Annotated in this window: 27 protein-coding genes and 1 tRNA gene; 8 read left to right on the top strand and 20 right to left on the bottom strand. The window is 66.8% G+C overall.

Going from position 1 to position 25,168, the window contains the following annotated elements:
- Positions 1 to 8: 8 nt before the first annotated feature.
- From ACX3PH_RS04445 to ACX3PH_RS04420, 6 genes are all read right to left on the bottom strand, one after another.
- On the bottom strand, positions 9 to 1,049 hold the full coding sequence (locus tag ACX3PH_RS04445; RefSeq protein WP_459089771.1) for a M23 family metallopeptidase: 1,041 nt from the start codon (positions 1,047 to 1,049) through the stop codon (positions 9 to 11).
- Positions 1,050 to 1,418: 369 nt separating this feature from the next.
- Positions 1,419 to 2,186, bottom strand: coding sequence for a M23 family metallopeptidase (locus ACX3PH_RS04440; protein WP_459089769.1), 768 nt, complete (start codon positions 2,184 to 2,186; stop codon positions 1,419 to 1,421).
- Between the two features lie 187 nt (positions 2,187 to 2,373).
- A complete protein-coding gene (locus ACX3PH_RS04435; protein WP_459089767.1) occupies positions 2,374 to 3,111 on the bottom strand; it encodes an inositol monophosphatase family protein in 738 nt (245 codons plus the stop codon).
- Positions 3,112 to 3,164: 53 nt separating this feature from the next.
- Positions 3,165 to 3,686 carry an RNA polymerase sigma factor gene (locus ACX3PH_RS04430; protein ID WP_459089765.1) on the bottom strand — a complete coding sequence of 174 codons (522 nt, stop codon included), beginning with the start codon at positions 3,684 to 3,686 and terminating at the stop codon, positions 3,165 to 3,167.
- Positions 3,650 to 4,339 (bottom strand): hypothetical protein, encoded by a 690-nt coding sequence (locus ACX3PH_RS04425; protein ID WP_459089763.1) that lies wholly within the window; start codon positions 4,337 to 4,339, stop codon positions 3,650 to 3,652. Before ACX3PH_RS04425 ends, ACX3PH_RS04430 begins: the two co-directional genes overlap by 37 nt.
- Positions 4,340 to 4,564: 225 nt before the next feature.
- Positions 4,565 to 4,646 (bottom strand) — tRNA-Tyr (locus ACX3PH_RS04420).
- Positions 4,647 to 4,790: 144 nt separating this feature from the next.
- On the opposite strand from ACX3PH_RS04420, the gene ACX3PH_RS04415 reads away from it, so the two are divergent.
- Positions 4,791 to 5,813, top strand: a complete 1,023-nt coding sequence (locus tag ACX3PH_RS04415; RefSeq protein ID WP_459089761.1) for a LacI family DNA-binding transcriptional regulator — start codon at positions 4,791 to 4,793, stop codon at positions 5,811 to 5,813.
- Here the strand turns inward: ACX3PH_RS04415 and ACX3PH_RS04410 are convergent.
- On the bottom strand, positions 5,810 to 6,580 hold the full coding sequence (locus ACX3PH_RS04410; protein ID WP_459089759.1) for a lytic transglycosylase domain-containing protein: 771 nt from the start codon (positions 6,578 to 6,580) through the stop codon (positions 5,810 to 5,812). The genes ACX3PH_RS04415 and ACX3PH_RS04410 overlap by 4 nt on opposite strands.
- 110 nt (positions 6,581 to 6,690) lie before the next feature.
- On the opposite strand from ACX3PH_RS04410, the gene ACX3PH_RS04405 reads away from it, so the two are divergent.
- From ACX3PH_RS04405 to ACX3PH_RS04395, 3 genes are all read left to right on the top strand, one after another.
- The gene (locus ACX3PH_RS04405; protein WP_459089757.1) at positions 6,691 to 7,179 is read left to right on the top strand and encodes a YajQ family cyclic di-GMP-binding protein; all 489 of its coding nucleotides are present in this window, start codon (positions 6,691 to 6,693) and stop codon (positions 7,177 to 7,179) included.
- Positions 7,180 to 7,207: 28 nt separating this feature from the next.
- A complete protein-coding gene (gene cls / locus ACX3PH_RS04400; protein WP_459089755.1) occupies positions 7,208 to 8,650 on the top strand; it encodes a cardiolipin synthase in 1,443 nt (480 codons plus the stop codon).
- Positions 8,651 to 8,782: 132 nt separating this feature from the next.
- Complete coding sequence (locus tag ACX3PH_RS04395) at positions 8,783 to 9,112, top strand: endonuclease domain-containing protein (protein ID WP_459089753.1); 330 nt, start codon at positions 8,783 to 8,785, stop codon at positions 9,110 to 9,112.
- Between the two features lie 150 nt (positions 9,113 to 9,262).
- Here the strand turns inward: ACX3PH_RS04395 and ACX3PH_RS04390 are convergent, their stop codons facing one another.
- Genes ACX3PH_RS04390 through ubiE form a run of 3 tightly spaced genes read right to left on the bottom strand, consistent with a single transcriptional unit; the run spans position 9,263 to position 12,450 of the window.
- The gene (locus ACX3PH_RS04390) at positions 9,263 to 10,615 is read right to left on the bottom strand and encodes an FAD-dependent oxidoreductase (RefSeq protein WP_459089751.1); all 1,353 of its coding nucleotides are present in this window, start codon (positions 10,613 to 10,615) and stop codon (positions 9,263 to 9,265) included.
- Positions 10,616 to 10,624: 9 nt separating this feature from the next.
- On the bottom strand, positions 10,625 to 11,695 hold the full coding sequence (locus ACX3PH_RS04385) for a polyprenyl synthetase family protein (RefSeq protein WP_459089749.1): 1,071 nt from the start codon (positions 11,693 to 11,695) through the stop codon (positions 10,625 to 10,627).
- A 17-nt stretch (positions 11,696 to 11,712) separates the two neighbouring features.
- Positions 11,713 to 12,450: a bifunctional demethylmenaquinone methyltransferase/2-methoxy-6-polyprenyl-1,4-benzoquinol methylase UbiE gene (gene ubiE, locus ACX3PH_RS04380; protein ID WP_459089747.1), complete on the bottom strand. Its 738-nt coding sequence runs from the start codon at positions 12,448 to 12,450 to the stop codon at positions 11,713 to 11,715.
- Positions 12,451 to 12,488: 38 nt separating this feature from the next.
- On the opposite strand from ubiE, the gene ACX3PH_RS04375 reads away from it, so the two are divergent.
- On the top strand, positions 12,489 to 13,742 hold the full coding sequence (locus tag ACX3PH_RS04375) for an isochorismate synthase (protein WP_459089840.1): 1,254 nt from the start codon (positions 12,489 to 12,491) through the stop codon (positions 13,740 to 13,742).
- A 16-nt stretch (positions 13,743 to 13,758) separates the two neighbouring features.
- Here the strand turns inward: ACX3PH_RS04375 and ACX3PH_RS04370 are convergent, their stop codons facing one another.
- The 4 genes from ACX3PH_RS04370 to ACX3PH_RS04355 form a co-directional block, all read right to left on the bottom strand.
- Positions 13,759 to 14,628 carry a PPK2 family polyphosphate kinase gene (locus ACX3PH_RS04370; protein ID WP_459089745.1) on the bottom strand — a complete coding sequence of 290 codons (870 nt, stop codon included), beginning with the start codon at positions 14,626 to 14,628 and terminating at the stop codon, positions 13,759 to 13,761.
- 73 nt (positions 14,629 to 14,701) lie between these two features.
- Complete coding sequence (locus ACX3PH_RS04365; protein ID WP_459089743.1) at positions 14,702 to 15,613, bottom strand: glutaminase; 912 nt, start codon at positions 15,611 to 15,613, stop codon at positions 14,702 to 14,704.
- Between the two features lie 27 nt (positions 15,614 to 15,640).
- Positions 15,641 to 17,371 carry a 2-succinyl-5-enolpyruvyl-6-hydroxy-3-cyclohexene-1-carboxylic-acid synthase gene (gene menD / locus ACX3PH_RS04360; protein WP_459089741.1) on the bottom strand — a complete coding sequence of 577 codons (1,731 nt, stop codon included), beginning with the start codon at positions 17,369 to 17,371 and terminating at the stop codon, positions 15,641 to 15,643.
- Positions 17,371 to 17,718 carry a PLD nuclease N-terminal domain-containing protein gene (locus ACX3PH_RS04355; RefSeq protein ID WP_459089739.1) on the bottom strand — a complete coding sequence of 116 codons (348 nt, stop codon included), beginning with the start codon at positions 17,716 to 17,718 and terminating at the stop codon, positions 17,371 to 17,373. Before ACX3PH_RS04355 ends, menD begins: the two co-directional genes overlap by 1 nt.
- Before the next feature lie 96 nt (positions 17,719 to 17,814).
- Here ACX3PH_RS04355 and ACX3PH_RS04350 point away from each other — a divergent pair, with 96 nt between their 5' ends.
- Complete coding sequence (locus ACX3PH_RS04350) at positions 17,815 to 18,090, top strand: DUF4229 domain-containing protein (RefSeq protein WP_459089737.1); 276 nt, start codon at positions 17,815 to 17,817, stop codon at positions 18,088 to 18,090.
- A 9-nt stretch (positions 18,091 to 18,099) separates the two neighbouring features.
- On the opposite strand, the gene ACX3PH_RS04345 is transcribed toward ACX3PH_RS04350, so the two are convergent.
- The 4 genes from ACX3PH_RS04345 to ACX3PH_RS04330 all read right to left on the bottom strand — a co-directional run bounded on the left by ACX3PH_RS04345 (position 18,100) and on the right by ACX3PH_RS04330 (position 21,715).
- Positions 18,100 to 19,089, bottom strand: a complete 990-nt coding sequence (locus tag ACX3PH_RS04345; protein WP_459089838.1) for a 1,4-dihydroxy-2-naphthoate polyprenyltransferase — start codon at positions 19,087 to 19,089, stop codon at positions 18,100 to 18,102.
- A 105-nt stretch (positions 19,090 to 19,194) separates the two neighbouring features.
- Entirely contained in the window at positions 19,195 to 20,322 is a 1,128-nt protein-coding gene (locus ACX3PH_RS04340; protein ID WP_459089735.1) for an AMP-binding protein, read from the bottom strand.
- A 133-nt stretch (positions 20,323 to 20,455) separates the two neighbouring features.
- Entirely contained in the window at positions 20,456 to 21,337 is an 882-nt protein-coding gene (locus tag ACX3PH_RS04335) for a 1,4-dihydroxy-2-naphthoyl-CoA synthase (RefSeq protein ID WP_459089733.1), read from the bottom strand.
- Positions 21,338 to 21,373: 36 nt separating this feature from the next.
- Entirely contained in the window at positions 21,374 to 21,715 is a 342-nt protein-coding gene (locus tag ACX3PH_RS04330) for a hypothetical protein (protein ID WP_459089731.1), read from the bottom strand.
- Positions 21,716 to 21,755: 40 nt separating this feature from the next.
- Here ACX3PH_RS04330 and ACX3PH_RS04325 point away from each other — a divergent pair, with 40 nt between their 5' ends.
- The gene (locus ACX3PH_RS04325) at positions 21,756 to 22,733 is read left to right on the top strand and encodes an o-succinylbenzoate synthase (protein ID WP_459089729.1); all 978 of its coding nucleotides are present in this window, start codon (positions 21,756 to 21,758) and stop codon (positions 22,731 to 22,733) included.
- A gap of 88 nt (positions 22,734 to 22,821) precedes the next feature.
- Here ACX3PH_RS04325 and ACX3PH_RS04320 read toward each other — a convergent pair whose 3' ends face one another.
- Entirely contained in the window at positions 22,822 to 23,436 is a 615-nt protein-coding gene (locus ACX3PH_RS04320; RefSeq protein ID WP_459089727.1) for an NADPH-dependent F420 reductase, read from the bottom strand.
- A 100-nt stretch (positions 23,437 to 23,536) separates the two neighbouring features.
- Between ACX3PH_RS04320 and ACX3PH_RS04315 the strand changes: the two genes are divergently transcribed.
- Positions 23,537 to 24,199, top strand: coding sequence for a TetR/AcrR family transcriptional regulator (locus tag ACX3PH_RS04315; protein ID WP_459089725.1), 663 nt, complete (start codon positions 23,537 to 23,539; stop codon positions 24,197 to 24,199).
- A gap of 21 nt (positions 24,200 to 24,220) precedes the next feature.
- Here ACX3PH_RS04315 and ccsB read toward each other — a convergent pair whose 3' ends face one another.
- Positions 24,221 to 25,165: a c-type cytochrome biogenesis protein CcsB gene (gene ccsB, locus ACX3PH_RS04310; RefSeq protein WP_459089836.1), complete on the bottom strand. Its 945-nt coding sequence runs from the start codon at positions 25,163 to 25,165 to the stop codon at positions 24,221 to 24,223.
- Between the last annotated feature and the right edge of the window lie 3 nt (positions 25,166 to 25,168).

Raw genomic sequence — 25,168 nt, 5'->3', positions numbered from 1 at the left:
CTCGATGATCAGTTCGCGTTGGCCTTGAGCCAGACGAACGGGTCGACCGGCTTATCGTTGACGTGGATCTCGAGGTGGAGGTGCGGACCGGTGGATGCGCCGGTGTTTCCGACATCACCCAGGTACTGCCCGACGGTGATCGCCTGGCCTGCCGCGACGGCCGGTGAACCCCACTGCATGTGGGCGTAGAGGCTGGTCACCTTCTGGCCGTTGATCTCGTGGTCGATGATCACGTTCACGCCGTAAGCGCTACCGCCGATGTTGACCTCGCGGACGACGCCGTCGGCGATCGCCTGGATCGGAGCACCCAGCCCAGGCACGAAGTCGACGCCCAGGTGGTTCGACGAGCAGTACGAGCAGGCGACCCGCTCGCCGTAACCGCTGGAGATCGGAACCCCGGTGGCGAACGGCCACTGGATGGTGCCGTTCGGGTTGTTGGTGAACAAGAAGGCGGCTGTGTCGTACTTGCCGCGGAGCTGCTCGGTGAGGGAGACGACGGTGTAGCTGTCCCTGGCGTGCGTCTTGGCGGCCTCCGGAACATCCGTCACGCCGATCGACTGCGCTTCGATGTTCGACTGCACGGACTGCTGGCTCTGCAGGCCGGCATCCTGCGGCACACCGGAGAAGAACGCGTTGGCCGGAACCGACGTAGCGACGAGGATGCCGGCAACACCGACCATGGCGCTGAACGACATGAGCTTGGTGAGCAGCGCGCGGCCACTGATCTTCGGTTTCGCCATCGACGGGAGCACGGATTCGCGTCGACCTACCGGGCGGGCTGCCGCGCGACGGGGGGCGCGGCGGGGGGCACGGCGGGCGGATGCCCGACGGGGCCGCATGGGCGGTGCCGCATCGATCGTGGGCGGTGCGACAGCAGCGGCCGGGTCGACAACGGCTGCGTCGACAACGGCTGCGTCGACAGCGGCGAGAACGGTAGCGGCGGGAGACGGCTCGGCGGCAACCGGGGCGGGGTCATCAGTTGCAATGAGAGCGGCAATGGCAGCGGCCGACTCTTGCTCACGGCGTTCGCGGGCTTCCCTGCGCGACATGGGCGCAGCAGCATCCGCTGGGGGGTTGGGCGCGTGGGGTCTAGTGATCTGGGGTTCTTCGGTGTGCGTCGCCTCGCGAGGCTGCTCCGATTCCCAGAAGTTTTGTGACACTTAGCTACTGACCCTTTACCTGATTACTGGACGAACGTGTTGATCTGGGAACCTCGGGCAAGCACACGCCAGGTACTGGTGGTGTGATTGCTCATTCGGGCTCCGCAATGCTCAGCTGGATTCGGACACGCGGGAGGGCGGTGTTCGAAGGTTGTGACCGTTCAAGGCCCGGCCGCACTGCGTCGACGCCCAAATATAACGGATTCATAAACACTAGCCGAATTTCCTAACGAACCGCCACCCCCGAAAGCGGGATGGTTAGTTGGCGTTGGCCATCAGCCAGGCGTACGGGTCGACATTGGACCCGTTGACGCTGATTTCCAGGTGGAGGTGCTCGCCGTATGCGCGCCCGGTGTCACCGACGGCTCCGAGGAACTGTCCAACCGAAACCTGCTGGCCCGCGGCAACGGTCATCGAGCCGTACCGCATGTGGGCGTAAAGGCTCTCGACGACCTGACCATTGATGTTGTGCTGCACGACAACGTAGTTGCCCCAGCCGCCATTGGAGGTGGCGGCGGTGACGACACCGTCACTGATCGCGCCGATCGGCGTTCCGCCGCCGGGGAAGAAGTCGGTTCCGTTGTGGAACGAGCCACCACGCGGGCCGTAAGAGCTCAAGACCGGCGAGCTCGGGAAGGGCCACTGGATGGTGCCGTTCGGGTTGTTCGAGTACGACCCGTACACCGCAGCCACGCGAACGACCTTCGGCTTGGGCGGCGGCGGCTTCTCGACTGTGTAACCCTCGCGGTGCACAGTCTGCTCGGCAGCCGACAGGACGGTGACGGACTGCTTCTCAACGACGGCAGCTGTCGCCACCTCGTCGACGCTCGCACTCTGGAACGCGTTGGCAGGAAGCGATGTGGCCACCAGGAGTGCGCCGACGCCGGCCATCGCGCCGAAGCTCAGCAGCTTCCTGAAGAAGCGTCGGCCGACCGCCGGGCGCGCCATCTTCGGAAGCACGGCGCTGTCGAGGGTGCGGACGGCATGGCTCGAAGCCTTGCGGTGCTGTCGCCTGAGCCCGGGCACTACGCAGCTTCCTCAACGGTGCTCGCGTCAATGCAGGCTACGGACATTGCGACAACTCCTAAACAACACAATTGACCAGCTCGGGTGGCTGGTCCGATCACTCTCGGTAACGAATCAGAAACGGAAGGGGATTCCGCACAACTCATCGAGAGTACCGCAGGACCGCCGATAACCCCAGTGGCAATCGTTAAATGCCCAGTTTTCCCAGCGTTCGCTCAAGCTTGGCCGCCAGTTCAGCATCCGCTGCCAGCAGGAAATCGGCGGATGGAGCGCGCCCGCCCAGCCCGGTCACCAGGGCGCCGGCCTCGCGGGCGATCAGTACGCCGGCAGCGTGGTCCCAGGGCTGCAACCCGCGTTCGTAGTAGGCGTCCAGCCGCCCACAGGCGACCGAACACAGGTCGAGAGCCGCTGCTCCATGGCGGCGGATGTCCCGCACCTGGCTGATCAGGCCGGCCAGCACTGCGCCCTGCGCGGCACGCGATTCGGCGCTGTAGGAGAAGCCGGTACCGACCAGTGCCTGGTCGAGGGTGACCTCGTTGTTCACCCGGACGGGCCGCCCGTCGAGCGTCGCGCCGCCCCCGACCGTCGCGCTGAACACCTCTCCGGAAGCCGGGTTCACCACGACCCCGGCCAGGGCATTCCAGGTGAGCGGATCCGGATCGCCCTCGACGACGGCAATGCTGACCGCGTACTCGGGGATGCCGTAGAGGTAGTTGACGGTGCCATCAATGGGGTCGACCACCCAGGTCAGGCCGCTGCTGCCGGCGTCCGCTGCTCCTTCCTCGCCGTAGAAGCCGTCCGCGCTTCGAGCATCCGCCAGCATCGAGCGGATGAGGGCCTCGCGCCGGGTGCGGGCCAGCTTCGCCCCCGCCTGTGCGACATCTCGGGCCAGCTTGAGAAGCGCATCATTCGCAACAGAAACCACAGCACTCCCTTTTTCGCTCAGCACCCATTCTGGTCGAAGCCGGACCGGTTCGCTCAGCGGTGCACTGACGCGAGGCTCTCCTGCAGGAGTTGCCTGGCGCGAGAATGGCGCCCTCGGGCCGTCGACGCGGGTATACGCAGGTGCGCGGCCGCATCTTCCAGGCTGAATCCGTCCCAGTGCACGAGGCGGATGAGCTCGGCAAGAGGCTCGGGAAGCTCTTCCACGGCGGCACGGACGTCGAGCGAGATATCGTCGTCAGGCGGCTGGGCCGCCGACACGGCCTGGCCGAGGCACGCGACCAGCGCATCTCGCCGGGAGGAACTGCGCACGTGGTGTCGCAACACGTTTCGCGCGACGCCGAACAACCACATGCGAGCCTCCTGCGGGTCGCGCGGCATTCGTCGCGAGGCCTTCCAGGCGGAGATCATCGTCTCGCTGACCAGGTCGGCTGCGTCCTCCACGACATCCACTCGGCGCACGAAATAGCCGAGCAATGCAGGAGCCGCATCTTCGATCGCGCGTTCGAGGCGCTGGCCACTCACTTTTCCGCCGAACGCGGCGGGTCGGTCGTGCACTGCGTCTCCAGCTGGGCTGAGATGCCCGAGTTGGCCAAGATTGCGGCACCATCCTCAGTCTCCTGAGTGGCGTACGCCTCCTGGGACATCCGGGTGAAGACCTCATGCATCAGCCCATCCTGGAGGATGCGCGCGTCCGAGTACCATTCGGACGACCAGGGCTCACCGCTGTGCGAAACGTCATAGTCCGAGGCCACCGCCCCCGGAATGAGCCGACCCAGGTCATCCGGACGCCCGACCGAGAGCAGCCCTGCCGCAACGATCTCCGGGTTGGGTCTGAGATTGTCGATGCCACTTGTGTCGAGGTAGTGCCGCATGGCCTCCAGAGCCTCGGGTGCGACCGAGTGCGCAGCAAGCCGGGTTTCACAGGAACCCAGGAATGTGCCATTCCCGTCCGTCCAATCCCTGGCGACAACAATGTCGGGGTCCGTCATCTCCCACGGATGCCACTGGGTCGCCACCACCGCACCGGCACCAGACACGGCAAGCGCAACACCGATCGAGATTGACGGGACTAGCACGCGGCGCTTTCGCGACGAACGGGCGGCGGATGCCCGAGCATCCGCGAGCTCTGAAAGGACGGACGCGACCTCAGAGCTCGTGGTGTATACCCGCCCTGCAGCCGCGAGCCGGTCGTCAATCGAGTCAGTCATCAGTTGCTCCCGTCACCATGCCTATACCAAATACATGCCCGGCAGGCGCGATTCCGTCCATGCTGTTGGTCGTGGTCTCGAAACGGGCGCGCAGCAAGGGCGTCGAGGTGAGAGTAGTTGTCCGATATCGGCCGCTCGGCGGGGCGCTTGCTCACATGTCGACACCGTCGAAGGTGCACGACGTCGCTGATACGCAAATGGCCCGGCGGAGAGCCGGGCCGTGCGTGGCAAGTGCGGGATTCGAACCCACGAAGGCTGAGCCGTCTGATTTACAGTCAGATCCCTTTGGCCGCTTGGGTAACTTGCCAGGGCGCCCCCGACCACATGTATTCATCTGACCAAAGGCGCACAGGACAGAATACAGTGTCCGCGAGCCGCTCGTGACACCGACCGGCTGATGACCGCCCCCACTTCGGCGCTACTATCAGCGAAAAGAGTTTGGGGAGGCGCGATGCCGGGCATCCAGTCGGTGGCGGAGCTTGCTGGCGTCAGCACAGCGACCGTCTCGCGAGCGCTGAGCGGCAACGGGCATGTCTCGCCGGCCACCCGCACCGCGGTGCTGGCCGCCGCCGAACAGCTCGGCTACGTGGTCAGCTCCAACGCGTCCAGCCTTGCCACTGGCCGTACCAAGAACATCGGCGTTGTCATCCCGTTCCTCAACCGCTGGTTCTACAGTGCGGTGCTGGAGGGTGCCGAGAGCGCCCTGCTCAGCCACGGCTACGACCTCACCCTCTACAACCTGGCCGGCGGGGGAGAACAGCGCCGCAGCGTGTTCGAACATTTCCTGCTGCGCAAGCGGGTGGATGCTGTCATCGCCATCTCCCTGGAACTCACCGCATCCGAGCTGACCGGCCTGCTCAACATCAACAAGCCGGTCGTCGGTGTCGGTGGCCCGCTGCGTGGCATCCGCACCCTGAGCATTGACGACGTCGAGGTTGCCCAGCTCGCCACCGAGCACCTGCTCTCGCTTGGTCACCGCAAGATCGCGCACATCGGCGGCACCAAGGACTACGAACTCGACTTCCACCTGCCCACCAACCGCCGGGTCGGGTACGAGGGCGCGCTGGAAGCGGTCGGCATCCCGGTCGACCCGGGCATGTTCCAGGCGGCCGACTTCACCATCCAGGGCGGCTACACGGCCGCGAAGCAGCTGTTCGGCAACCCGCGCAGCCGGCCGACCGCGGTCTTCGCGTCGTCCGATGAGATGGCGATCGGGACCATCCTGGCCGCCCGGGACATGGGCCTCAGCGTGCCGGAGGACGTCTCCGTCATCGGCATCGACGACCACGAGTTGAGCGAGTTCTTCGGCCTGACCACGGTGGCGCAGTTCCCGGCCTTCCAGGGGAAAATGGCCGTCGAGATTTTGATGGACCAGCTGCAGCCCAGCCGGCGCTCCCAGGGTTCGCAGAACACGGCACTCCCCTATGAGCTGATCGTGCGGTCGAGCACGGCTCGTCCCACGTCGATGCGCTAGCCGAGGTTCTCGGTGAGCTCGGCGTACCGGTTCGCAGCATCCGCCACTGCCACTGCATAACTGGTCGACCGGTTGTAGGCGGCGATGCCCGCCCTCCACCCATCGCCAGACACCATGTCGCCGGATGCCCGGCACAGGTAGTTCGTTGCGGCGACCGCCGCGTCGTCGATGTTGTGCGGATCCTCGACCCCGTCGCCGTTGCCATCCACGTGCCAGTTGCGCCAGGTTCCCGGGATCAGCTGCATGGGGCCGACCGCCCGGTCGAACTCGGCGTCGCCGTCGATGGCACCGGCATCCGTGTCCGGAATGTGCGCTGTCGCCGCACCGTCGAGGGCTATCCCGAAGATCGGGGGAACCACCCGTCCGTCCGGCTGGACGCTCGAACCGCCGTGGCGACCGTGGTCGCTCTCCACCAGGCCGATCCCCGCGATGGTGTTCCAGCCCAGACCGCATTCCGGCATCTGGTCGGCCTTGATGGACGCGGCACCGAGGTAGGCGACCAGTGCACGCTGAGGAATTCCAGTGGCAGCGGATGCCAGAACCAGCCACTCCGAATCCACTCGAGCGGCAAGCCCATCGCCGGCCGGCTTCACCACTGTGGGCAGCGGAGCGGGCACAGCGTGCGGCGGCAACGCAGGCGACGACTCGGACGGTGGACTGTCCTCGACCGCCGCAGGCTGGAACGCGACAATCGCCACCGCCGTCAGCGCGCAGACAACGACCAGCACACCCACCACCCACAGCACCAGGTGTCGCTTTCCGTTCACCCGGCCCGCCACCCGTCGACTCTACCGACCCAGGGCGCCCGGCCCGGCGGTGCCGTGTGCCGCCGCGGCAGCAATCGCCATAGTCGCGGCGCCCAAGTAGCATGGTCGGCATGGCGGATTCAAAGTTTGACATCGTGAGCAAGGTCGACAAGATGGAGGCCGACAACGCCCTCCACCAGGCACAAAAAGAGATCGCGCAGCGGTACGACTTCAAGAATGTCGGAGCATCCGTTGACTGGAGCGGGGAGAAGCTGCTGCTGAAAGCCAACTCCGAGGAGCGGGTGAAAGCGGTACTCGACGTCCTTGAGCAGAAGTTCATCAAGCGCGGGATCAGCCTGCGCAGCCTCGACGCAGGCGAGCCGTACGCATCCGGCAAGGAATTCCGCATCGAAGCGGGCCTCAAGCAGGGCATCGCGCAGGAAGACGCCAAGAAGATCAACAAGATCATCCGCGACGAAGGCCCGAAGGGCGTCAAGTCGCAGATCCAGGGCGACGAGCTGCGCGTGAGCTCCAAGAGCAGGGACGACCTGCAGGCCACCATGGCGCTGCTCAAGGGCTCGGATCTCGACGTCGACCTGCAGTTCGCGAACTTCAGGTAGTTACCCTTTGCCCCAGGGATGGCTTGCCGTGAGCGTCACGGCGGCGCTCATCATCATCGACGTCGCCATCAGGGTGACAGCCCTCCTGGTCGTGCCGATCAACCGCAAGCCGCAGACCGCCATCGCCTGGCTGCTCGTCATCTTCCTCATCCCCTACTTCGGTTTCCTCCTGTTCCTGCTGATGGGCAGCACCAAGCTGCCCCGCAGCCGGCGGAGGAAGCAGGCCGAAATCAACCGCTTCATCCTCGAAACCACTGAGGGAATGGATGCGGTGCGCCGCGAACATCCGTGGCCCCCCTACCTGGAACCGGCCGTCGAACTGAACCGCACCCTCGGCGCGATGCCCATGGTCGGCGGCAACACGGCCAAGCTCTACACGGACTATGCGGAGTCGTTGCAGGCGATGACGGATGCCGTCGGCGAGGCCCAGAAGTACGTACACGTCGAGTTCTACATCCTCGCCCTCGATCGGACCACCGAACCGTTCTTCAACGCCATGGAAGCGGCGGTCAGGCGAGGCGTCACCGTGCGGGTGCTGCTCGACCACCTCGCCGGGCTGCGGTCGCCCGGATACTTCCGCACCATCCGCCGCCTGAAGAAGTCCGGCGTGCTCTGGCAGCTGATGTTGCCCATCCAGCCGTGGAAGGGCAAATACCAGCGGCCCGACCTGCGCAACCACCGCAAGCTGCTCGTCATCGACGGGATCGTCGGATACACCGGGTCGCAGAACATGATCGACCGCAGCTACAACAAGCGCAGCAACAAGCGGCGCGGGCTGCAGTGGCGCGACCTCATGGTGCGGTTCGAGGGGCCCATCGTCGCCGGGATCAACGCCCTCTTCGTCACCGACTGGTACAGCGAGACCGACGAACTGCTGCTGCGCGAAACGGACCCCGTCCCGCGGACGGTGCCCGAAGCATCCATCGACTGCCAGGTGGTGCCCAGCGGGCCAGGCTTCGACGGCGAGAACAACCTGCGCCTGTTCAACTCTCTGCTCTACGGGGCCACCGAGAAGATCATCATCACCAGCCCGTACTTCGTACCGGACGAGTCGATGCTGTACGCGATCACCACCGCCGCCCAGAGCGGACTCGACGTGCAGTTGTTCGTCTCAGAGGTCGGCGACCAGCCGCTGGTCTACCACGCGCAGCGCAGCTACTACGAAGACCTGCTGCGGGCCGGGGTGCGGATTTGGATGTACGAGAAGCCGACAGTGCTGCACGCCAAGCACTTCACCATCGACGATGACGTCGCCATCATCGGCTCCAGCAACATGGACATGCGTTCGTTCACCCTCAACCTGGAAATCTCGGTGATGGTGCGCGGCAAGAGCTTCGTGCAGGACCTGCGGAAGATCTCGCAGACCTACCGGGAGCACAGCCGCGAACTGACCCTCGATGAGTGGTTGTCCCGGCCGGTGCGCTCGGTCGTGCTCGACAACCTGGCGCGGCTGACCTCGACGGTGCAGTAGCCCGTCCGCCGCCACTCTTCCCCTCACCGTTGTTGTCTCCCGGGCACTCTCCTTGGTGAGATCCGGATATTGGTTGCTCCAGAGCGCTGCGCCAGCCAGTTTCCGGATCTCAAGACGTGAGCCACTCTGGTTGTGGACAGTTTGCGCGATGGCCACCAGAAGTTCGTCATTCTCATGGTTCAGGCCGGCTTCACAGGTCTGACCTCCAACTTTGAGATCACGACGCGCGACGGCACCGAATACCGGGGCGACTTCGCCTTCCCGCGGGAGAAAGTCATCGTGGAGTATCAGAGCGAGTACCACTCCGAGACGGAGCAGTTTCGGCGGGACATGACCCGCATCGCGAAGCTGCAGGCCGACGGCTGGTATGTGATGCAGGTGAACGCGGATGACCTGCGCAACCCTCGCGAATTGACCGATCGCATCCGCCACGTGCTGTCCCAGCGTTCCGTGATCGCGTGAGATCCGGATACTGGCTGCTCACGGCACTGTGAAGCGCCACTTTCCGGATCGATGCGCTCGGAACAGTGCACGTCGAGCTGGAGGGCGAGCGTGGGCGCTGAGTGGAAGTGCGCGCGCGTGGTCGACGTGCGCACGGGTGGTTGGAACGGGCTAGTCGCCGCGGGCGATCTGCACCATCTCGTCGCGGGGCACGACCTTGATGCGCTCACGGCCCTCCGGCTCACCGAGGGCACGCTCGTGAGCGTCGAGGTTGTGCCAGCCGTCCAGGTCGGTGTACTTCACCCCGCGGCTGTCCAGCAGTGCGGTCGCCGCCTCGGGCTCCGGATGCGCGGGACTCCACCAGTCGGCCTGGCCCTGCAGCAGGTTCTTCACCGTCTCCAGGGCATCCGACTTGGTACTGCCGATCAGCCCGACGGGACCACGCTTGATCCAGCCGGTCGCGTACACGCCGGGGACCTCCTGGTCATCGTCGTCCAGAACCTGGCCCTCGCGGTTGGGCACGACACCGCGCTTCTCGTCGAACGGGATGCCGTCCAGCGGTGACCCGAAGTACCCGACCGCCCGGTAGACGGCCTGCACCGGGAACTCGCGGATTTCGCCGGTGCCCCGCACGCCACCCTGGCCGTCCGGCTCGGTGCGTTCCATGCGGATGCCTGATACCGCGCCATCCGTTCCCACGATCTCGACCGGCCGGGAATGGAAATGCAGGTGAAGCCGCCGCGAAGCCTGCCCCACTTCCCGCTCGCGCCACGAGTTCAGGATGCGGTTCAGCACCATGACCTGCTTGTTGGTCTCGATCGCCAGCTTCGACGCCTCATCGAGCACGAAGTCCTCATCGTCGAGAACGATGTCGACATCGCGCAGCTCGCCGAGTTCACGCAACTCCAGCGGCGTGAACTTGACCTGGGCCGGTCCGCGCCGGCCGAACACGTGCACGTCGGTGACCGGCGAATCCTTGAGCACGTCGTAGACGTTGGCGGGAATCTCGGTGGGCAGCAGGTCCTCGGGGTGCTTGGCCAGCATCCGCGCCACGTCCAGCGCCACGTTGCCGTTCCCGATCACCGCGACCTCTGTCGCGTTGACCGGCCAGGTGCGCGGGAAGTCCGGATGCCCGTCGTACCAGCTCACGAACTCCGCGGCGCCGAAACTGCCGTTCAGGTCGATCCCGGGGATGTCCAGGTGGGCATCCCGCACCGCGCCGGTCGCGAAGACGACCGCGTTGTAGTGCTGCTTCAGGTCATCGAGGGTGAGGTCGGTGCCGTAACGGACGTTGCCGAACAGGCGGATGTTGCCACGGTCGAGCACGTCGCGGAGGGCATTGATGATGCCCTTGATGCGCGGATGGTCGGGGGCGACGCCGTAGCGGACGAGCCCATAGGGTGCCGGCAGCTGGTCGAACAGGTCGATGGATACGTCGAACTGCTCTTCCGCCTTGAGCAGGATGTCTGCGGCGTAGATTCCCGCCGGCCCTGCACCGACAACGGCCAGTCTGAGCTTGGTCACGCTTGGTTCCTAACTGCTACGTTCGATGATCGATTCGGCGAAGCGGGTGAGCGCCTTCTTGACCGGCCCAGCGGGCACGACGGCGAGGGCTGCAACGGCTTCGTCGGCCCAACGGTGCGCCTCATCGAGCGTACGCCGGGTGACTGGGTGCTCCCGCAATTCGGCGATCGCCTGGATGAACTCCGGGTCGTCACTGTCGTGAGTGCTGGCCACCTCGGGGCGAACCCGTTCATACAGCCGGGCGGCATCCGCGTCCGTCTCAGCCAGCTCCTTCAGGTAGAGCACCGGCAGGGTGGCCACCCCGCCACGCAGGTCGGTGCCGGGGGTCTTGCCCGTGGTGTCGACCTCCGAGGACAGGTCGATGACGTCGTCGATGAGCTGGAAGGCGACGCCGATCTTCTCGCCGAACTCCTCCACCGGACGCTCCAGCTCGGGTGGCGCATCCGAGAAGACCAGGCCGACCCGCGCCGCAGCGGCGATCAGGGAGCCGGTCTTGTCGGCAAGCACCTGCAGGTAGTGCTCGATCGGGTCTTCGCCACCCCGCGGCCCGATCGTCTCGTGCAACTGCCCCAGGCACAGCCGCTCGAAGGTGTCGACCTGCATCTGGATGGCTTTCTCCCCGAGGCTCGCCACCAGGCGGCTGGCCCGCGCGAACAACAGGTCGCCCGTGAGGATGGCGACCGAGTTGCCCCACACCGACTGCGCGCTGGGAACCCCCCGGCGCATGTTCGCCTCGTCCATCACGTCGTCGTGGTACAGCGACGCGAGGTGCGTGATCTCGAGGGCGGATGCCGCGGTGACGACGTTGTCGTTCACGCCGTTGCCGAGTTGGGCGGTGAGAAGTGTCAACGTCGGCCGCACGCGCTTTCCGCCTGCGTCCAGCAGGTACCGGCTGGTGACATCCGCCAGGTCGTCGGCGAACTGCATGTCGCTGATGAGCCTGGCCTCCACCGTCTCGAGACCGCGCTCGACGCTGTCTGCCACTCGGCGCTCTTCGGCGGTGGAGAAGAACTTGTCACCCAGGCCCAGGGAGTTGGTGAGCCTGGAGCTTCTGCGGACACGGGACACGCTCGCGTTCACTGGGTGGTCCTCATCGTCTAAGTCGTGGTGGGTGTTGCTGCGGGTTGGGCGCCTGTCGGCGAGTCCGGCTTCCGCCCGCGATGGAGTGCGACCACCCCGGCGGTGAGGTTGCGGTACGCCACGCGAGTGAAGCCGGCGCCGCGGATCCAGCCGCTCAGCTCCTGCTGGTCTGGCCATTCCGCAATGGACTCCGCCAGGTACCGGTAGGCCTCCGGGTTGGAGCTGGATGCCTCGACCACTGCCGGCATGACGAAGCGCATGTAGGCGCCGTACCCGGCCCGGAAAATGGCGCGCGGCGGCTTCGAGAACTCGCAGATCACCAGTCGGCCGCCGGGCTTCAGCACCCGGAACATCTCGGCGAGAGCGGTCCGCGCCTCCTTGACGTTGCGCAGCCCGAACGAGATGGTGACCGCGTCGAACTCCCCGTCGGCGAACGGGAGGGAGGTGGCGTCGCCTTCAACGAACTCGAGGTCCGGATGCTTGCGGCGCCCCACCGCGATCATGCCGGGCGAGAAGTCGAGCGAGACGACATCCGCTCCTGAACGCGCAATGGCGGCGGAGCTGGCACCGGTTCCCGCTGCGATGTCGAGGATGCGTTCGCCGGGCTGGGGGTTGATCGCCTTGACTGTGGCGACCCGCCACAGTGGCGATGCCCCCATCGACAACACACCGTTGGTGCGGTCGTAGTGCCTTGCGACTTCATCGAACATCGCCGAAACCTGGTCTGGTTCCTTGCTCCGGTCCGCTGTAGCCACCATGCGAGTCTACTTGGCTCGCGTAGGCTTGATTCGTGATGACCCCAGAGCGCCCGTTGCCTGCGCTCACCGCCGAAACCAGCCGAATCGCCGACCCCGGACCCCTCGTCTCGTTACTGGCCGATCACTCCCCGCTGCTGTGGCGTCGTCGCGGTTTCGGCATGGCCGGCTTCGGTGAGGCGTTGCGCCTCGAATTCTCCGGACCCAGCAGGATGATGGATGCTGCAGCCGCCTGGCGCGAACTCGTCGCCCAGGCGCACATCACCGACCCGCTGCAGATCCCGGGCAGCGGCCTGGTCGCCCTCGGCTCGTTCACGTTCTCGGCCCGGTCGAGCCAGACGAGTGTGCTGATCGTTCCCTCCGTCGTGGTTGGACGCTCCGGCAGCGACTTCTGGATGACCCGCATCGGTGTTGAAGAGCTCCCATCCCCCGAGGTGCCGCAACCGGCGCCGGTCGGCGACGCGTTCGGCGCCGAACTGACTCCCGGCCTGATGACACCGGACGGCTACCTCGCCGCGGTGGAGGCGGCGATCGGGCATATCCGCGCCGGCGAGGTGAGCAAGGTGGTGGTCGCCCGCGACCTGGTCGGCACGGTGCCACCCGGCGCCGACCAGCGCCCGGTGATTGTCTCCCTGGCCGAGGGGTACCCGGACTGCTGGACGTTCGCCGTCGACGGTCTTCTCGGCGCCAGCCCGGAGACCCTGGTCAGCGTGCGGGGCGGGACGGTCGGCGCGCGCGTGCTCGCCGGGAGTGCCGCCCGCGGTCTGGACGCCAACCGCGACCTGGAGGCGGCATCCGCCCTCGCCACCTCGACCAAGGACCAGGACGAACACGAGTTCGCCGTGCAGAACGTGCTGTCGTCGCTTCGCCCGCACAGCCCGGCGGTGACCGCCAGCGAGACGCCGTTCACGCTGAAGCTGCCCAACCTGTGGCACCTGGCCAGCGACGTCGAGGGCGTGCTGGTCGACGGCTCGAGTTCGCTCGACCTGCTGTCGAGCCTGCACCCGACCGCTGCAGTCGCCGGCACGCCGACCGTCGAGGCGGTCACGCTGATCGAGCAGCTGGAGCCGTTCGACCGCGGCCGGTATTCCGGGCCGGTTGGCTGGGTGGGGGCGGATGGCGACGGCGAGTGGGCGATCGCATTGCGCTGCGCCCAGGTCTCTGAAGACGGCCGGATCACCGCCTGGGCCGGCGCCGGAATCGTGGTCGACTCGGACCCCGAGCACGAGCTGGTGGAGACGCGGATGAAGTTCCGGCCGATCGTGGACGCGTTCGCCCCGCCCGCCGACTAGCCGAGCCGGGTGACCGCTACTCAGTGGCGGCCAACCGCGCCTTCTCCGTCTCCACGTCGAAATCGGCCGGCGGCCACTGCGGGTCCAGCCTCCGGAGCGCGGTCAGCAGGAGGCGCTGCACTGCCACTCGCGCGTACCACTTGTGGTCGGCCGGCACGACGAACCAGGGAGCCGGGTCGGTCGACGTGCGCTCCAGTGCGAGCTGGTACGCGTCCATGTAGGCCGGCCAGAGCATCCGCTCGTCCACGTCGCCCGGGTTGTACTTCCAGTGCTTGTCCGGGCGATCGAGGCGTTCCTGCAACCGGGATTTCTGCTCGGCGGCGCTGATGTGCAGCATGACCTTGATGATGGTGGTGTCGGCTGCGACGAGGTCCTGCTCGAACTCGGTGATGAGCCCGTAGCGTTCCTCGATCACTTCCGGGCTCGAGAATTCGCGCACCCGGTGGATCAGCACATCCTCGTAGTGCGAGCGGTCGAAGACGCCGATGCTTCCGGCCGGCGGCAGCTGACGGCGCACCCGCCACAGGAAGTCGTGCTGCTTCTCTTCCTCCGTCGGCGCCTTGAACGCGTGGATCTTCACCCCCTGCGGGTCGACACCGCCGACGACGTGACGGATGACGCCGCCCTTGCCCGCGGTGTCCATGGCTTGCAGCACCAGCAGCAACCGACGCGTGCCGCCCGCCTTGCTTTCGGCATATAGCCGCTCCTGCAGATCGCCGAGCTCGTCCTCGTTGCGTCGCAGCTCCCTGGCGGCATCCTTGTCGTCCCCGTCGTAGCCGGGGGTCGACGATGGGTCGACCTGATTCAGCTGGAAGCCCTGGCTGACCCGCAGCAGAGTCTCCGGTTCGCCCGCCCAATTGCCCTCTGCGTCGTCGCGATCCGCCATGCGCCGATGGTAGCCCGCGGCAGCTTCCTCGGCTTGGGTATTCGCGAAGTGGCGTACCGATCCCGGGCAGAGGCTAGAAGATCGACCAGCCGGTGCGGGTGGTGAACTCGTCGAGCGCGGCGGTGCCGACCAGCGAGTTGCCCTTCGCGTCGAGCCCCGGACTCCACACGCAGATGGTGCAACGGCCCGGCACCACGGCGAGAATCCCGCCGCCGACACCGCTCTTCGCCGGCAGCCCGACCCGGTAGGCGAACTCCCCGGCGGCGTCGTAGGTTCCGCAGGTGAGCATGATCGCGTTGATCCGTTTCGCCTCACTGGGGGTGAGCATCCGTGTGCCGTCGGAGCGGATGCCGCCCCTGGTGAGGAAGCCGCCGGCAGTCGCCAGGTCGCGGCAGCTGGCTTCGATCGAGCACTGCCAGAAGTACTCGTCGAGGACTTCCTGCACGGTGTTGTCCAAGTTGCCGTAGCTGGCCAGCAGGTTGGCGATGGCCGCGTTGCGGTAGCCGTGCTCGGCCTCGGACGCCGCGATTTCCAGGTTCGCGGCAATCGCCGTGTTCCCGCTCTCGGTGCGGAGGAAGTCGAGCAGGCCCGCGGTGTGCCCGCCGGTGATGCTGAGCAGCCGGTCGGCCACCACGATCGCCCCGGAGTTGATGAACGGGTTGCGCGGGATGCCGTCCTGCAGTTCCAGCTGCGCCAGCGAGTTGAACGGGTCGCCCGACGGCTCGCGGGACACCCGCTGCCAGAGCTGGTCGCCGTCGACCGCGTACGCCATCGCGAGGGTGAACAGCTTCGAGATGCTCTGGATCGAGAATGGCTTCTCCCAGTCCCCGGTGCCGAACGCCTGACCATCCGGCATCACCACGGCCATCCCGAAGTTTGCCGGGTGCACGCCGGCCAGGCTGGGGATGTAGTCGGCGACGTTCCCCTGCCCGATCATCGGGGTCAGGGACTCGCGGATGTCGTCCAAGAGTCCCTGCACGTCCATGGTCACGACACTAGCGGCTCAGGTGACTCAGTCTCGCGGGAGCGGAACCTCGATCAGCACCTGGCCGTCGGATGCGGTAAGCGCCTGGTCCAGCTCGCTCCGATTCGAGACCAGCAGGTAGCGCCACCCATAGGCGGCGGCGATGGCCGACAGGTCGGCGGTGTGCTGCGTGTAGAGCACCCGGTCGAAGCTGTCGGCCGGGGCGGTCTCGGCCACTTCGAGCTCATCGAAGATCGTGCCGCCGCCGTCGTTGCCGACGATGACCTGCATTCTGGGTCGCGGCTCCCCGGCGCCGAAGTGCAGGGAACCGACGTCGTGCAGCAACGCAAGGTCGCCGACCAGCACGCGGGTGACGCCCGCACCCGGTTCGTCCTGGCGGGCGAGGGCCACACCGACGGCGGTCGCGATAGTGCCGTCGATCCCGGCCAGGCCGCGGTTGGCGTGCACGGTGATCTTCTTACCGGGGGCCACCCGATCCAATTCGCGGATGAGGCGGGATGCCGCCAGCACCAGGCGGTCGTGCGGCCAGCTCGCCTGCCACACCGATCGGGCAAGCGACCGGCGGGTGACCGGGGCACGGAGTGCGGCGAGAGTCTGCCGCTGGAACTCGGGGGTGACGCTGCCGTCGACCGCATCCGGGGCGTCGACGCGGAGTGAGTCGTCGCCGGCTTCGACGATCGCCCGGCTGGCGTGCACCCAGCCGCCGACCCATGATCGGTCCTGGTCCGGTTCGCCGTTGACCTCGACCGCACTGGTGAAGGTGCCGACCGCGTGCCCTGGGTTGTAGGCATCCGCTCCCCAGCTCAGAACGACGACGGTGTCCACTCCGGCGCGAGCAACGAGGGCAGGAACTTCACGAGTGAGGGTCGGATGCCCGAACACGATGACTCGCTCGATGCGGCCACCGAAGTCCGGGTCGTTCAGCAGTTCGCGGTACGCAACGACGAGGTTGGGACCGAACCGGGCCCCACTCGACACCTCGGCGAGCAGCGGCGCCCCGAGGGCCCGGGCTGCGGCCTCCGCCTGTTCCCCGGCCGCGTGGCCGGCGATGACCACGGTGTGCGGTGCCGCAGCGACCCTCGAAAGTGCCCGTTCCGGAGAATAGTGGCTGTTCCGCGGGGCACTTCTCTCCGGAACGGGCACTTCGGCGGAGGGGGAGGGCGCTGCGGGGGGAAGGGGCCCGACCACGCCGGAGAGCGGCTCGCGGAAGGCCAGGTTCAGGTGCACCGGGCCGCGCGGCCCCGAGTGACCCATCGCGGCCGCGACGGTCTCGCGCACCAGCTCGGCCACGTTGTCCCGGTCGTGTCCGCCATAGCTGGGCGCCTCGATGTCGCGGATGAAGCGGATGCCGGTACCGAACAACCCGTGCTGCTGCGTCGTCTGGTTCGAGCCGATGCCGCGCAACTCCGCCGGGCGGTCCGCCGTGAGCAGGATCAGCGGGACACCCGAATGATGAGCCTCGAGCACCGCCGGGTGGAGGTTCGCGACCGCCGTCCCGGAGGTGGTGATCACGGCAACGGGCAGCCCGCTTTCGACGGCGAGCCCCAGAGCGAGGAACCCGGCGACCCGCTCATCGATGCGCACGTGCAGGCGCAGTCGCCCGGCCTTCTCGAACTCTGCGGCCGCGAGGGCGAGAGCCTGTGAGCGCGATCCGGGGCTGAGAACCACGTCGCGCACCCCGAGCCGCAGGAACTCAGCCAGCAACGTGACCGAGAAGTCGGTCGCCGCGGAGCTGCCCTCGGTGGGCCCGCCCGCCATCAGTCTTTCTGGTTGTTGGTGTCGTCATCCAGCTCGGCGAGGCGCTCCTCGAGACGGCGGATGCGCTTCTCGCGGTCCTGCTCCATGCCGATCTTCCCCAGGAAGGCGGGGTCATCATCCGGAGCGCGCTGTTGCGACGCCGGCCGCGGTGCAATGCGGTTGCGCCGCTCCTTGCCGATCAGGAACCACAGCACGCTGCCGACCAGCGGCAGGAGAATGACGACGAAGACCCAGGCGATCTTGGGGAGGCCGCGCACGCGCGATTCATCCGTGCGGATGGTGTCGACGAGGGTGTAGACCCAGACGACGAACCCTACCACGGAGAGCGCGAACAGGAGTTTGGCCATGGTCCCAGTCTAAACCTTCGGCGGATGTTCGGCGCCGTGGCATTTCCCAGCCAAGGCCAGTCTCGCTCACAGCTAGCGAACGTAAACTGCACCCTTGTGAAGTCGTCAACCCGTTGGATCCTGTACTCGCTGTTCCGCGTGGGCCTGTTCGCCGCCGCGCTGGCGGCCATGCTCCTGCTCGGGCTGGAGTGGTGGGCGGCCGCGATCGTCGCCACCGTCGTCGCGTTCGCGATCTCCTACATCTTCTTCAGCGAGCCGCGCGACGCGCTTGCCAGGGACATCCATGAGCGCCGCCAGGCCGCTGGTGTCGACCTGGACAGCGACGCCGAGAATGCGATGCTCGATCGTTCGGCCACCGAGGACAAGTTCTAGGCAGCAACCCTAGAAGATGATCACCGCGGCCAGGCCGAGCCCGAATAACAGGGCGGTCAGGCTGGCGAGACGCAGGGCGAGCAGGAATTCGTGCGGGGTCTTCCCGGTGAGCGCGATGACCGCTGCCGGCACGGCTGCCAGCAATGCGAAGTAGACGTACAGGGCGTTGTCGAACAACAGCATGAAGTAGCCCAGGATCACGAAGGGCACCAGTAGCAGCACCGAGAACGCGATGCGCGACGGCATGCTGCCCATCAGCACGGCGAGGGTGCGTTTGCCTGCTCCGTGGTCCTGTTCGAGATCCCGAACGTTGTTGATCATGAGCACCGAGCAGGCCAGCAGGCCGCTGATGACTCCTACCAGCCAGCCCTCGAGGCTGACCGCACCCACCAGCACGTACATGGTGCCGGCGGCGGCGACCAGTCCGAAGAACACGAAGACGAACACTTCACCGAGCCCGTAGTAGCCGTACGGATGCTTACCGCCGGTGTAGAACCACCCGGCCAGCAGGGCTGCTGCTCCCACGGCCAGCAGCCACCAGTACCCGGTGACGACGATGATGGCGAGACCTGCCACGGCGGCCAGTCCGAAGAAGACCAGCGCCACGGTGAGGACGGTGCGGGGACGAGCCGCCCCCGAGCCGGTCAGGCGCGACGGGCCGACACGGTGACGATCGGTGCCGCGAATGCCGTCGGAGTAGTCGTTGGCATAATTCACGGCGACCTGCAGCAGGATGGCGACCGCGAAGCAGAGCCCGATCAGCAGCCACTGCCACTCTGGACGCACCAGGTACGCCGTCGCGACTCCGAGGGCGACCGGTGCGATCGCCAGTGGGAGGGTGCGGATGCGGGCGCCATCCACCCAGTCACCGAGCGTTGCCGGCTTCATCTTGGCGTTCGGCGGCAACACCGGCCCACCGGGCCTGCCGCCCTTCTTCTTCGCCTTGGCCTGCGCCTGCACGGGCTTCGGCTTCTCGGGTTTCTGCACCGGGGGCCGCATCCCCTTTTCGTGCTCGCGCGACTTCTTCGCCCGGGCGGCTGCAGCCGTCCTGGCCGGATCGATTCTCTGCTGTTTCGGGTTGCCCACGTTCAGGATTCTAGGGGACTACGGATGCTCGGCCACGAGCCGGCCCAATGCGGCGCGGTCCGCCTTGCCCGATGGGAGGTGCGGGATCTCCGCTACGACGATGATGCGTTCGGGCCGTGCCGGTGCACCGAGTTCACCGGCCACGGCTGCTCGCACCTGTTCCAGTTCGGCGTCCACCAGGGAGACGACGACGGGGACGAACCCCCAGCGATCGCTCGGCGCGGCGACCACCACGGCCTCGCCAAGCCCTGGCAGAGCGCGGACGGCGCGCTCCACCCTGGCCAGCGACACCGTGATGCCGCCGGACTTGATCAGGTCATCGAGCCGCCCGGTCACCCGCAGAACTCCGTCGACTATTTCCCCGGTGTCCCCGGTGCGATACCAGCGGATGCCGTCCCTGACGAAGAAGGCAGCATCCGTTCGCTCCTGGTCGCCCAGGTACCCTTCGGCCAGGGTCGGCCCGCCGAGCTCGACCTGCCCGTCGGTCACCGCCACGCGCACTCCGGAGAGCGCGCGCCCGTCGTACACGCAGCCGCCCGAGGTTTCGCTCGACCCGTAGGTCCGGGTCACGTTCAGGCCGGCCTCGAGCGATTTCACCAGGAGTTGCTGCGGCATGGCCTGCCCGCCGACGAGGATCCGGTCGAAGTCGCGCAGCACGTCCAGCAGTTCGTCCACTTCGAGGAGCCGCGCCAGCTGGGACGGGACCAGGGAGGTGAATCGGCCCGGTGCATCCGGTGTCCTGGCCGGAAAAGTCTCGGCTGCGACGGCCAACGCGAACGGGTCGAAGCGTCCGGCCGGCATCATCACCGGTTCCGTCTCGGCCGCAAGCGAACGCGTCAGCACGTTGATGCCCGCGATGTAGTGCGCCGGCAGGGCCAGCAGCCAGGTGCCGCGTCCACCCAGCGCCGACTCTGACGCTGCCGAGCTCGCGAGGAGGGCATCCGCCCCCAACGCCACCCGCTTGGGTCGACCGGTCGACCCGCTGGTCTCGACAACGACGGCGACCCGCTTCCGGACGCTGGCCGGCACACCCTCAGGGACACCGGGGTGCGGCAGCACGGCCGGCCCACCGGCGAGCGCGTCGCGCAGCGCCTCGAACACGGCGTGCGAATCTCCGCCGTCGACCACCCGCAGTTGCCGCGTCACAGTCCCCCCTCCGAGTTGCGCGACCGGCGCCCATGCTCCGCGCGCGATTGAGGGACCCTTTGCGACAACTGCACGGAAAGGAGGACTTTCTTCGGCTGAACCTGCACTTTCTCCTCCCTTTGCGCGACGCTTCTCAGAACTGCCAGGGGTACGGCGACCAATCCGGCTCGCGCTTCTGAAGGAACGAGTCGCGCCCCTCCACCGCCTCATCCGTGCCGTAGGCGAGCCGGGTGGCTTCGCCCGCAAACACCTGTTGCCCGACCAGGCCGTCGTCGACCGCGTTGAACGCGAACTTGAGCATGCGGATGGCGGTCGGCGACTTGGTGAGGATCTCGTTCGCCCAGTCGTAGGCGGTCGCCTCCAGCTCCGCATGCGGCACGACGGCGTTCACTGCGCCCATTTCGTATGCCCGCTGTGCGCTGTACTCCCGCGCCAGGAAGAAAACCTCGCGAGCGTTCTTCTGCCCGATCTGGCGAGCGAAATACGCGCTGCCGTAGCCGGCGTCGAACGAGCCGACATCGGCATCCGTCTGCTTGAACCTGCCGTGCTCGGCGGAGGCGATGGTCAGGTCGCAGACGACATGCAGCGAGTGCCCACCACCGGCAGCCCAGCCCGGCACCACCGCGATGACCACCTTCGGCATGAAGCGGATGAGACGCTGCACCTCGAGGATGTGGAGTCGGCCGGTCGAGGTGGTGCCGTCCTCGTATTGGTACCCATCACGGCCGCGGATGCGCTGGTCGCCACCGCTGCAGAACGCCCAGCCGCCATCCTTCGCGCTGGGGCCGTTGCCGGTGAGCAGCACGACGCCGATGCGCGGGTTCTGGCGCGCATGGTCCAGCGTGCGGTACAGCTCGTCGACGGTGTGCGGGCGGAACGCGTTGCGCACCTCCGGGCGGTCGATCGCGACGCGCGCGACCCGCCCTGTCACGTCGTGGTGGTAGGTGACGTCGGTTAGGGCGTCGAAGCCATCTACCGTGCGCCAGACATCCGCGTCAAAGAGTTCCGAGACCATGGGGCAAGCCTACGGCGCGGCCACCGCCTGGAGGGGTCAGCCCAGGGCGCCGAGCAGCTGCGCGAGCACGAACGGGTTGGCCACGACCGCGGCGATCATGGCCGCAATACCCAGGCGCCTGCCGCGGTTCGTGGTCACCGCGACCAGCCCGACCACGAACGCGACAACCGAGACCCCGATGGCGAGCCCGGCGAGCAGCGTCCCGCGCTCCCAGTTCAGGTTGCTCGCCTGCACGATCCCGGCAATCTGAAGGCCGCCTGCCGCCATGGCCAGCAGCACGGCAAGGGCCCCGAGTAGCCAGCGTGGGGCGCTCCGGCGCTTCCGGGCGGGCACCTCTGCTTCGACCGGCTGGTACATCTCGGTCGGCGGGTTGGTCATGGGCTAGAGCTTAACCCGCGCCGCACGTCAGACTGGAAGGGTGATCCCTTCCCTCGACCAATTGCTGGCAGCTGCCCGCGTGGTGTCCCTTCCCCTCAGCACCCGGTTCCGAGGCCTCGACGTGCGGCAGGCGGTGCTGTTCGAGGGCCCGGAGGGGTGGACCGAGTTCTCACCGTTCACCGAATATGCGGATGCCGAAGCCGTCGCCTGGCTGACCGCCGCCATCGACTTCGGATGGAACCCCTCCCCTGCTCTGCTGCGCGACCAGGTCATGGTCAATGCCACCCTCCCGGCCGTCGATCCGGAACAGGTGGCCGCTGTGCTCGACCGATTCCCCGGCTGCCGAACCGTGAAGGTAAAGGTCGCCGAACCGTCACAGACCCTCGCAGAGGATGTGGCGAGGGTGCGGGCCGCCCGCGAATACCTCGGGCCGGATGGTCGGGTGCGTGTCGACGCGAACGGCGGCTGGACCATGGACGAGGCCGAGCGCGCGATCCACGCCCTGGCCGAGTTCGACCTCGAGTACGTCGAGCAGCCGTGCGCGACGGTGGATGAACTCGTCGAGCTGCGCCGTCGCATCCGCTACCTGGACATCCCGATTGCCGCCGATGAGAGCGTGCGCAAGGCCGCCGACCCCCTGGCCGTCGCCCGCGCGGGTGCCGCCGACCTGCTGGTCATCAAGGCGCAGCCCCTCGGCGGCATCGCCGCAGCGCTGCGCATCGTGGCCGATGCCGGGCTGCCGGTGGTCGTTTCGAGCGCCCTCGACACGAGCGTCGGCATCTCGATGGGTGCCTACCTCGCGGCGGCACTCCCGTCCCTCGAGTTCGACTGCGGGCTGGGAACCGCTGCACTCCTGGCCGCCGACGTGACGGATGCCCCCCTCATGCCCCTCAACGGCAGCATCCCCGTGCGGCGCGTTGACGTCAGCGAGAGGCTGCTCCAACAGCATGCCGCGCCGCCCGACCGCACCGCCTGGTGGCACGAGCGCATCCGCCGCTGCCACGCCCAGCTGCCCTAGTTGAACTGCCCGGCAGGTTGGTTGAGTGGACGTGACGACACGCTGCGGCCAAATCGTTCAGACCACCGTAGTGCCTCGAGCTTCCCCATCAGACTGCCTCGGCGGCAAAGGCGATATCGAAGCCAGCGCCGTTTCGCGCCACGCCCATCAGGAGGATGCTCCCCCACTCGATGATGTAGGTCATCTCGAGTCCTCCCGCGTAGCGCGGCCGCATATCCAGGCTCTCCAGGAATGCGGCGACAGGTGCTTGCGCATCAGGGTCGCCGGCGAAGAACACGTCGACTGGCTTGTCTGCGGCTATGACGCCGCGGAAGAGCATGTTGAATGCCTTGACGACGTGCGCGTCCTCCGGCGCGACGACGGCGATCTGCTGCGCAATCGAGTTGCCCTCGGTAGTCACGATTCCGCTTGCGTTGGCGTTGAACGGGTTGGTGACGTCGACGAGGATCTTGCCGGCCAGCGCATCGCCATAGTGCGCGACCACACCAACCGCGCCGCTGTGCAGAATAGCCAGGATGACGATGTCACCCGCCGGCCTCGCGCCGAACGTGCCGACAGTAGTTCCGTTGCCGATCTGGTCGGCGAGCGCCTGAGCCTTGACACTGTTGCGACTCATGATCTCGACGGTGTGGCCGTGATTGGCCGCTCGCGTGCCAATGGCCGCTGCCATGTTGCCCGAACCGATGATGCTGATGGTCGTCATGATGTGTTTTCCTTCTTGTTTTCGGAATGCCAAGATGAGGCACCCCTCCGTTCAGCGCAACCGGAGGGGTGCCTCAGCTATTCCGAGATAGAATGAGAAGGTGAAAAAGGGTGACGTCCAGCAGCTACGGATGCCTCGCCGACGCGATGCCCAGGAGAATTACGACAGGCTCCGTGCCGCGGCGCAGCGCGAATTCGCCGCTCGCGGTGTAGACGCCTCGCTTGAGAGGATCGCGCGGGACGCCGGCGTCTCCATCGGCACCCTGTATCGCCACTTCCCCAACCGCTTGGATCTGATCTTGGCGGCGTTCGAGCCGCGGCTGCAGGAGTTCCTCGACGGGGCCAGCAACGCCCTGGAGATTGACGATCCATGGAACGGCTTCGTCTCATACCTGGAGAACCTGTTCCGTGTTCAGGCCGGCGATCGAGGTTTCAATGACTTTCTCTCCCGCCGATTCCCGGACAGCGCAGACACCGAGCGCATCCACGACCAGATGTGCCGCCAAATCGAGGATGTGCTCACTCGGGCCCAGGACGCCGGCGAGGTGCGCCCCGACCTCACCATGGCCGACATCGTCAATCTGATCTGGTCGAACGGCCGGATGATCGACGCCACCAGTCTCACCGCGCCCGATGCCTGGCGGCGTCACCTCTACCTCATGCTCGACGGATACCGTGCTGAGCGCGCACATCCGATCCCCGAGCCGCCAATGACGGACAAGCAGCTCTACGCTGCCATGGTGCAGCTCAACAAGGCGAACTGACGAGCGAAAAAGACCTTCGGCCTACAGGCCCGAGTACGAGTGCAGCCCCTTGAAAAAGAGGTTCACCACGGTGTAGTTGAACATGACCGCTGAGAATCCGATGATCGCCAGCCACGCCGATCGTGCCCCGCGCCACCCGCGGGTCGCCCGCGCGTGGATGTACCCGGCGTAGATCACCCAGATGATGAAGGTCCACACCTCTTTGGTGTCCCAGCCCCAGTACCGTCCCCAGGCGCGCTCCGCCCAGATCGAGCCGGCGATGAGGGTGAAGGTCCAGAAGACGAACCCGACCACGGTGACCAGGTAGGCGAGGTTCTCCAGCTTCACGGCATCCGGCAGCGTCTTCAGCAGGGCGAGGGATTTCTTGCCGGCCTCCCGCCTGGCCTGCAGCAACTGCGCGATGGAGACGCCGGCGCCGAGAGCGAAGAAGGCGGTGCCGAGTGACGCGACGAACACGTGGATGATCAGCCAGTACGAGTCGAGGGCGTCGGGCAGCGGCTTCACCGGCACGTAGAAGTTGACGGTGCCGACGCCGAGGGTGATGAGCGCGAATCCGGTGATGTAGACGCCGAGGAACTTCAGTTCCTGCCACCGCTGGATGATGATGAACACCCCGACGACGATGGCGGATGATGTGAGCGAGAACTCGAACATGTTGGCCCACGGGACGAAGCCCTGGGCGACTCCGCGCAGCACTGTGCCGGCGACATGGAGCACCCAGCCGAGCACGACCAGCGCGAACGCGATCCGCTCGAACTTGTAGCGCGGCACCACCGGCTCGGCGTCCGTTGTGACCAGGGTTGCGGCCACTCCCCTGGTGTTGGCCAGCTGCCCGACGGAGGCGGCAACCGCCGGAACACGGGCCGACCGCTTCGCCAGGTCGAGCGCGAACATGACGAAGGCGACCGTGTACACGCCCATCGCCGAGTAGATCGCCACGAGCGAGTAGGTGTCAAGTGTTTCCATCAC

Source organism: Homoserinimonas sp. A520 (assembly GCF_054489245.1).
Note: the sequence above shows the minus strand (reverse complement) of the source record. Positions and strands in the feature narration are given on the sequence as shown.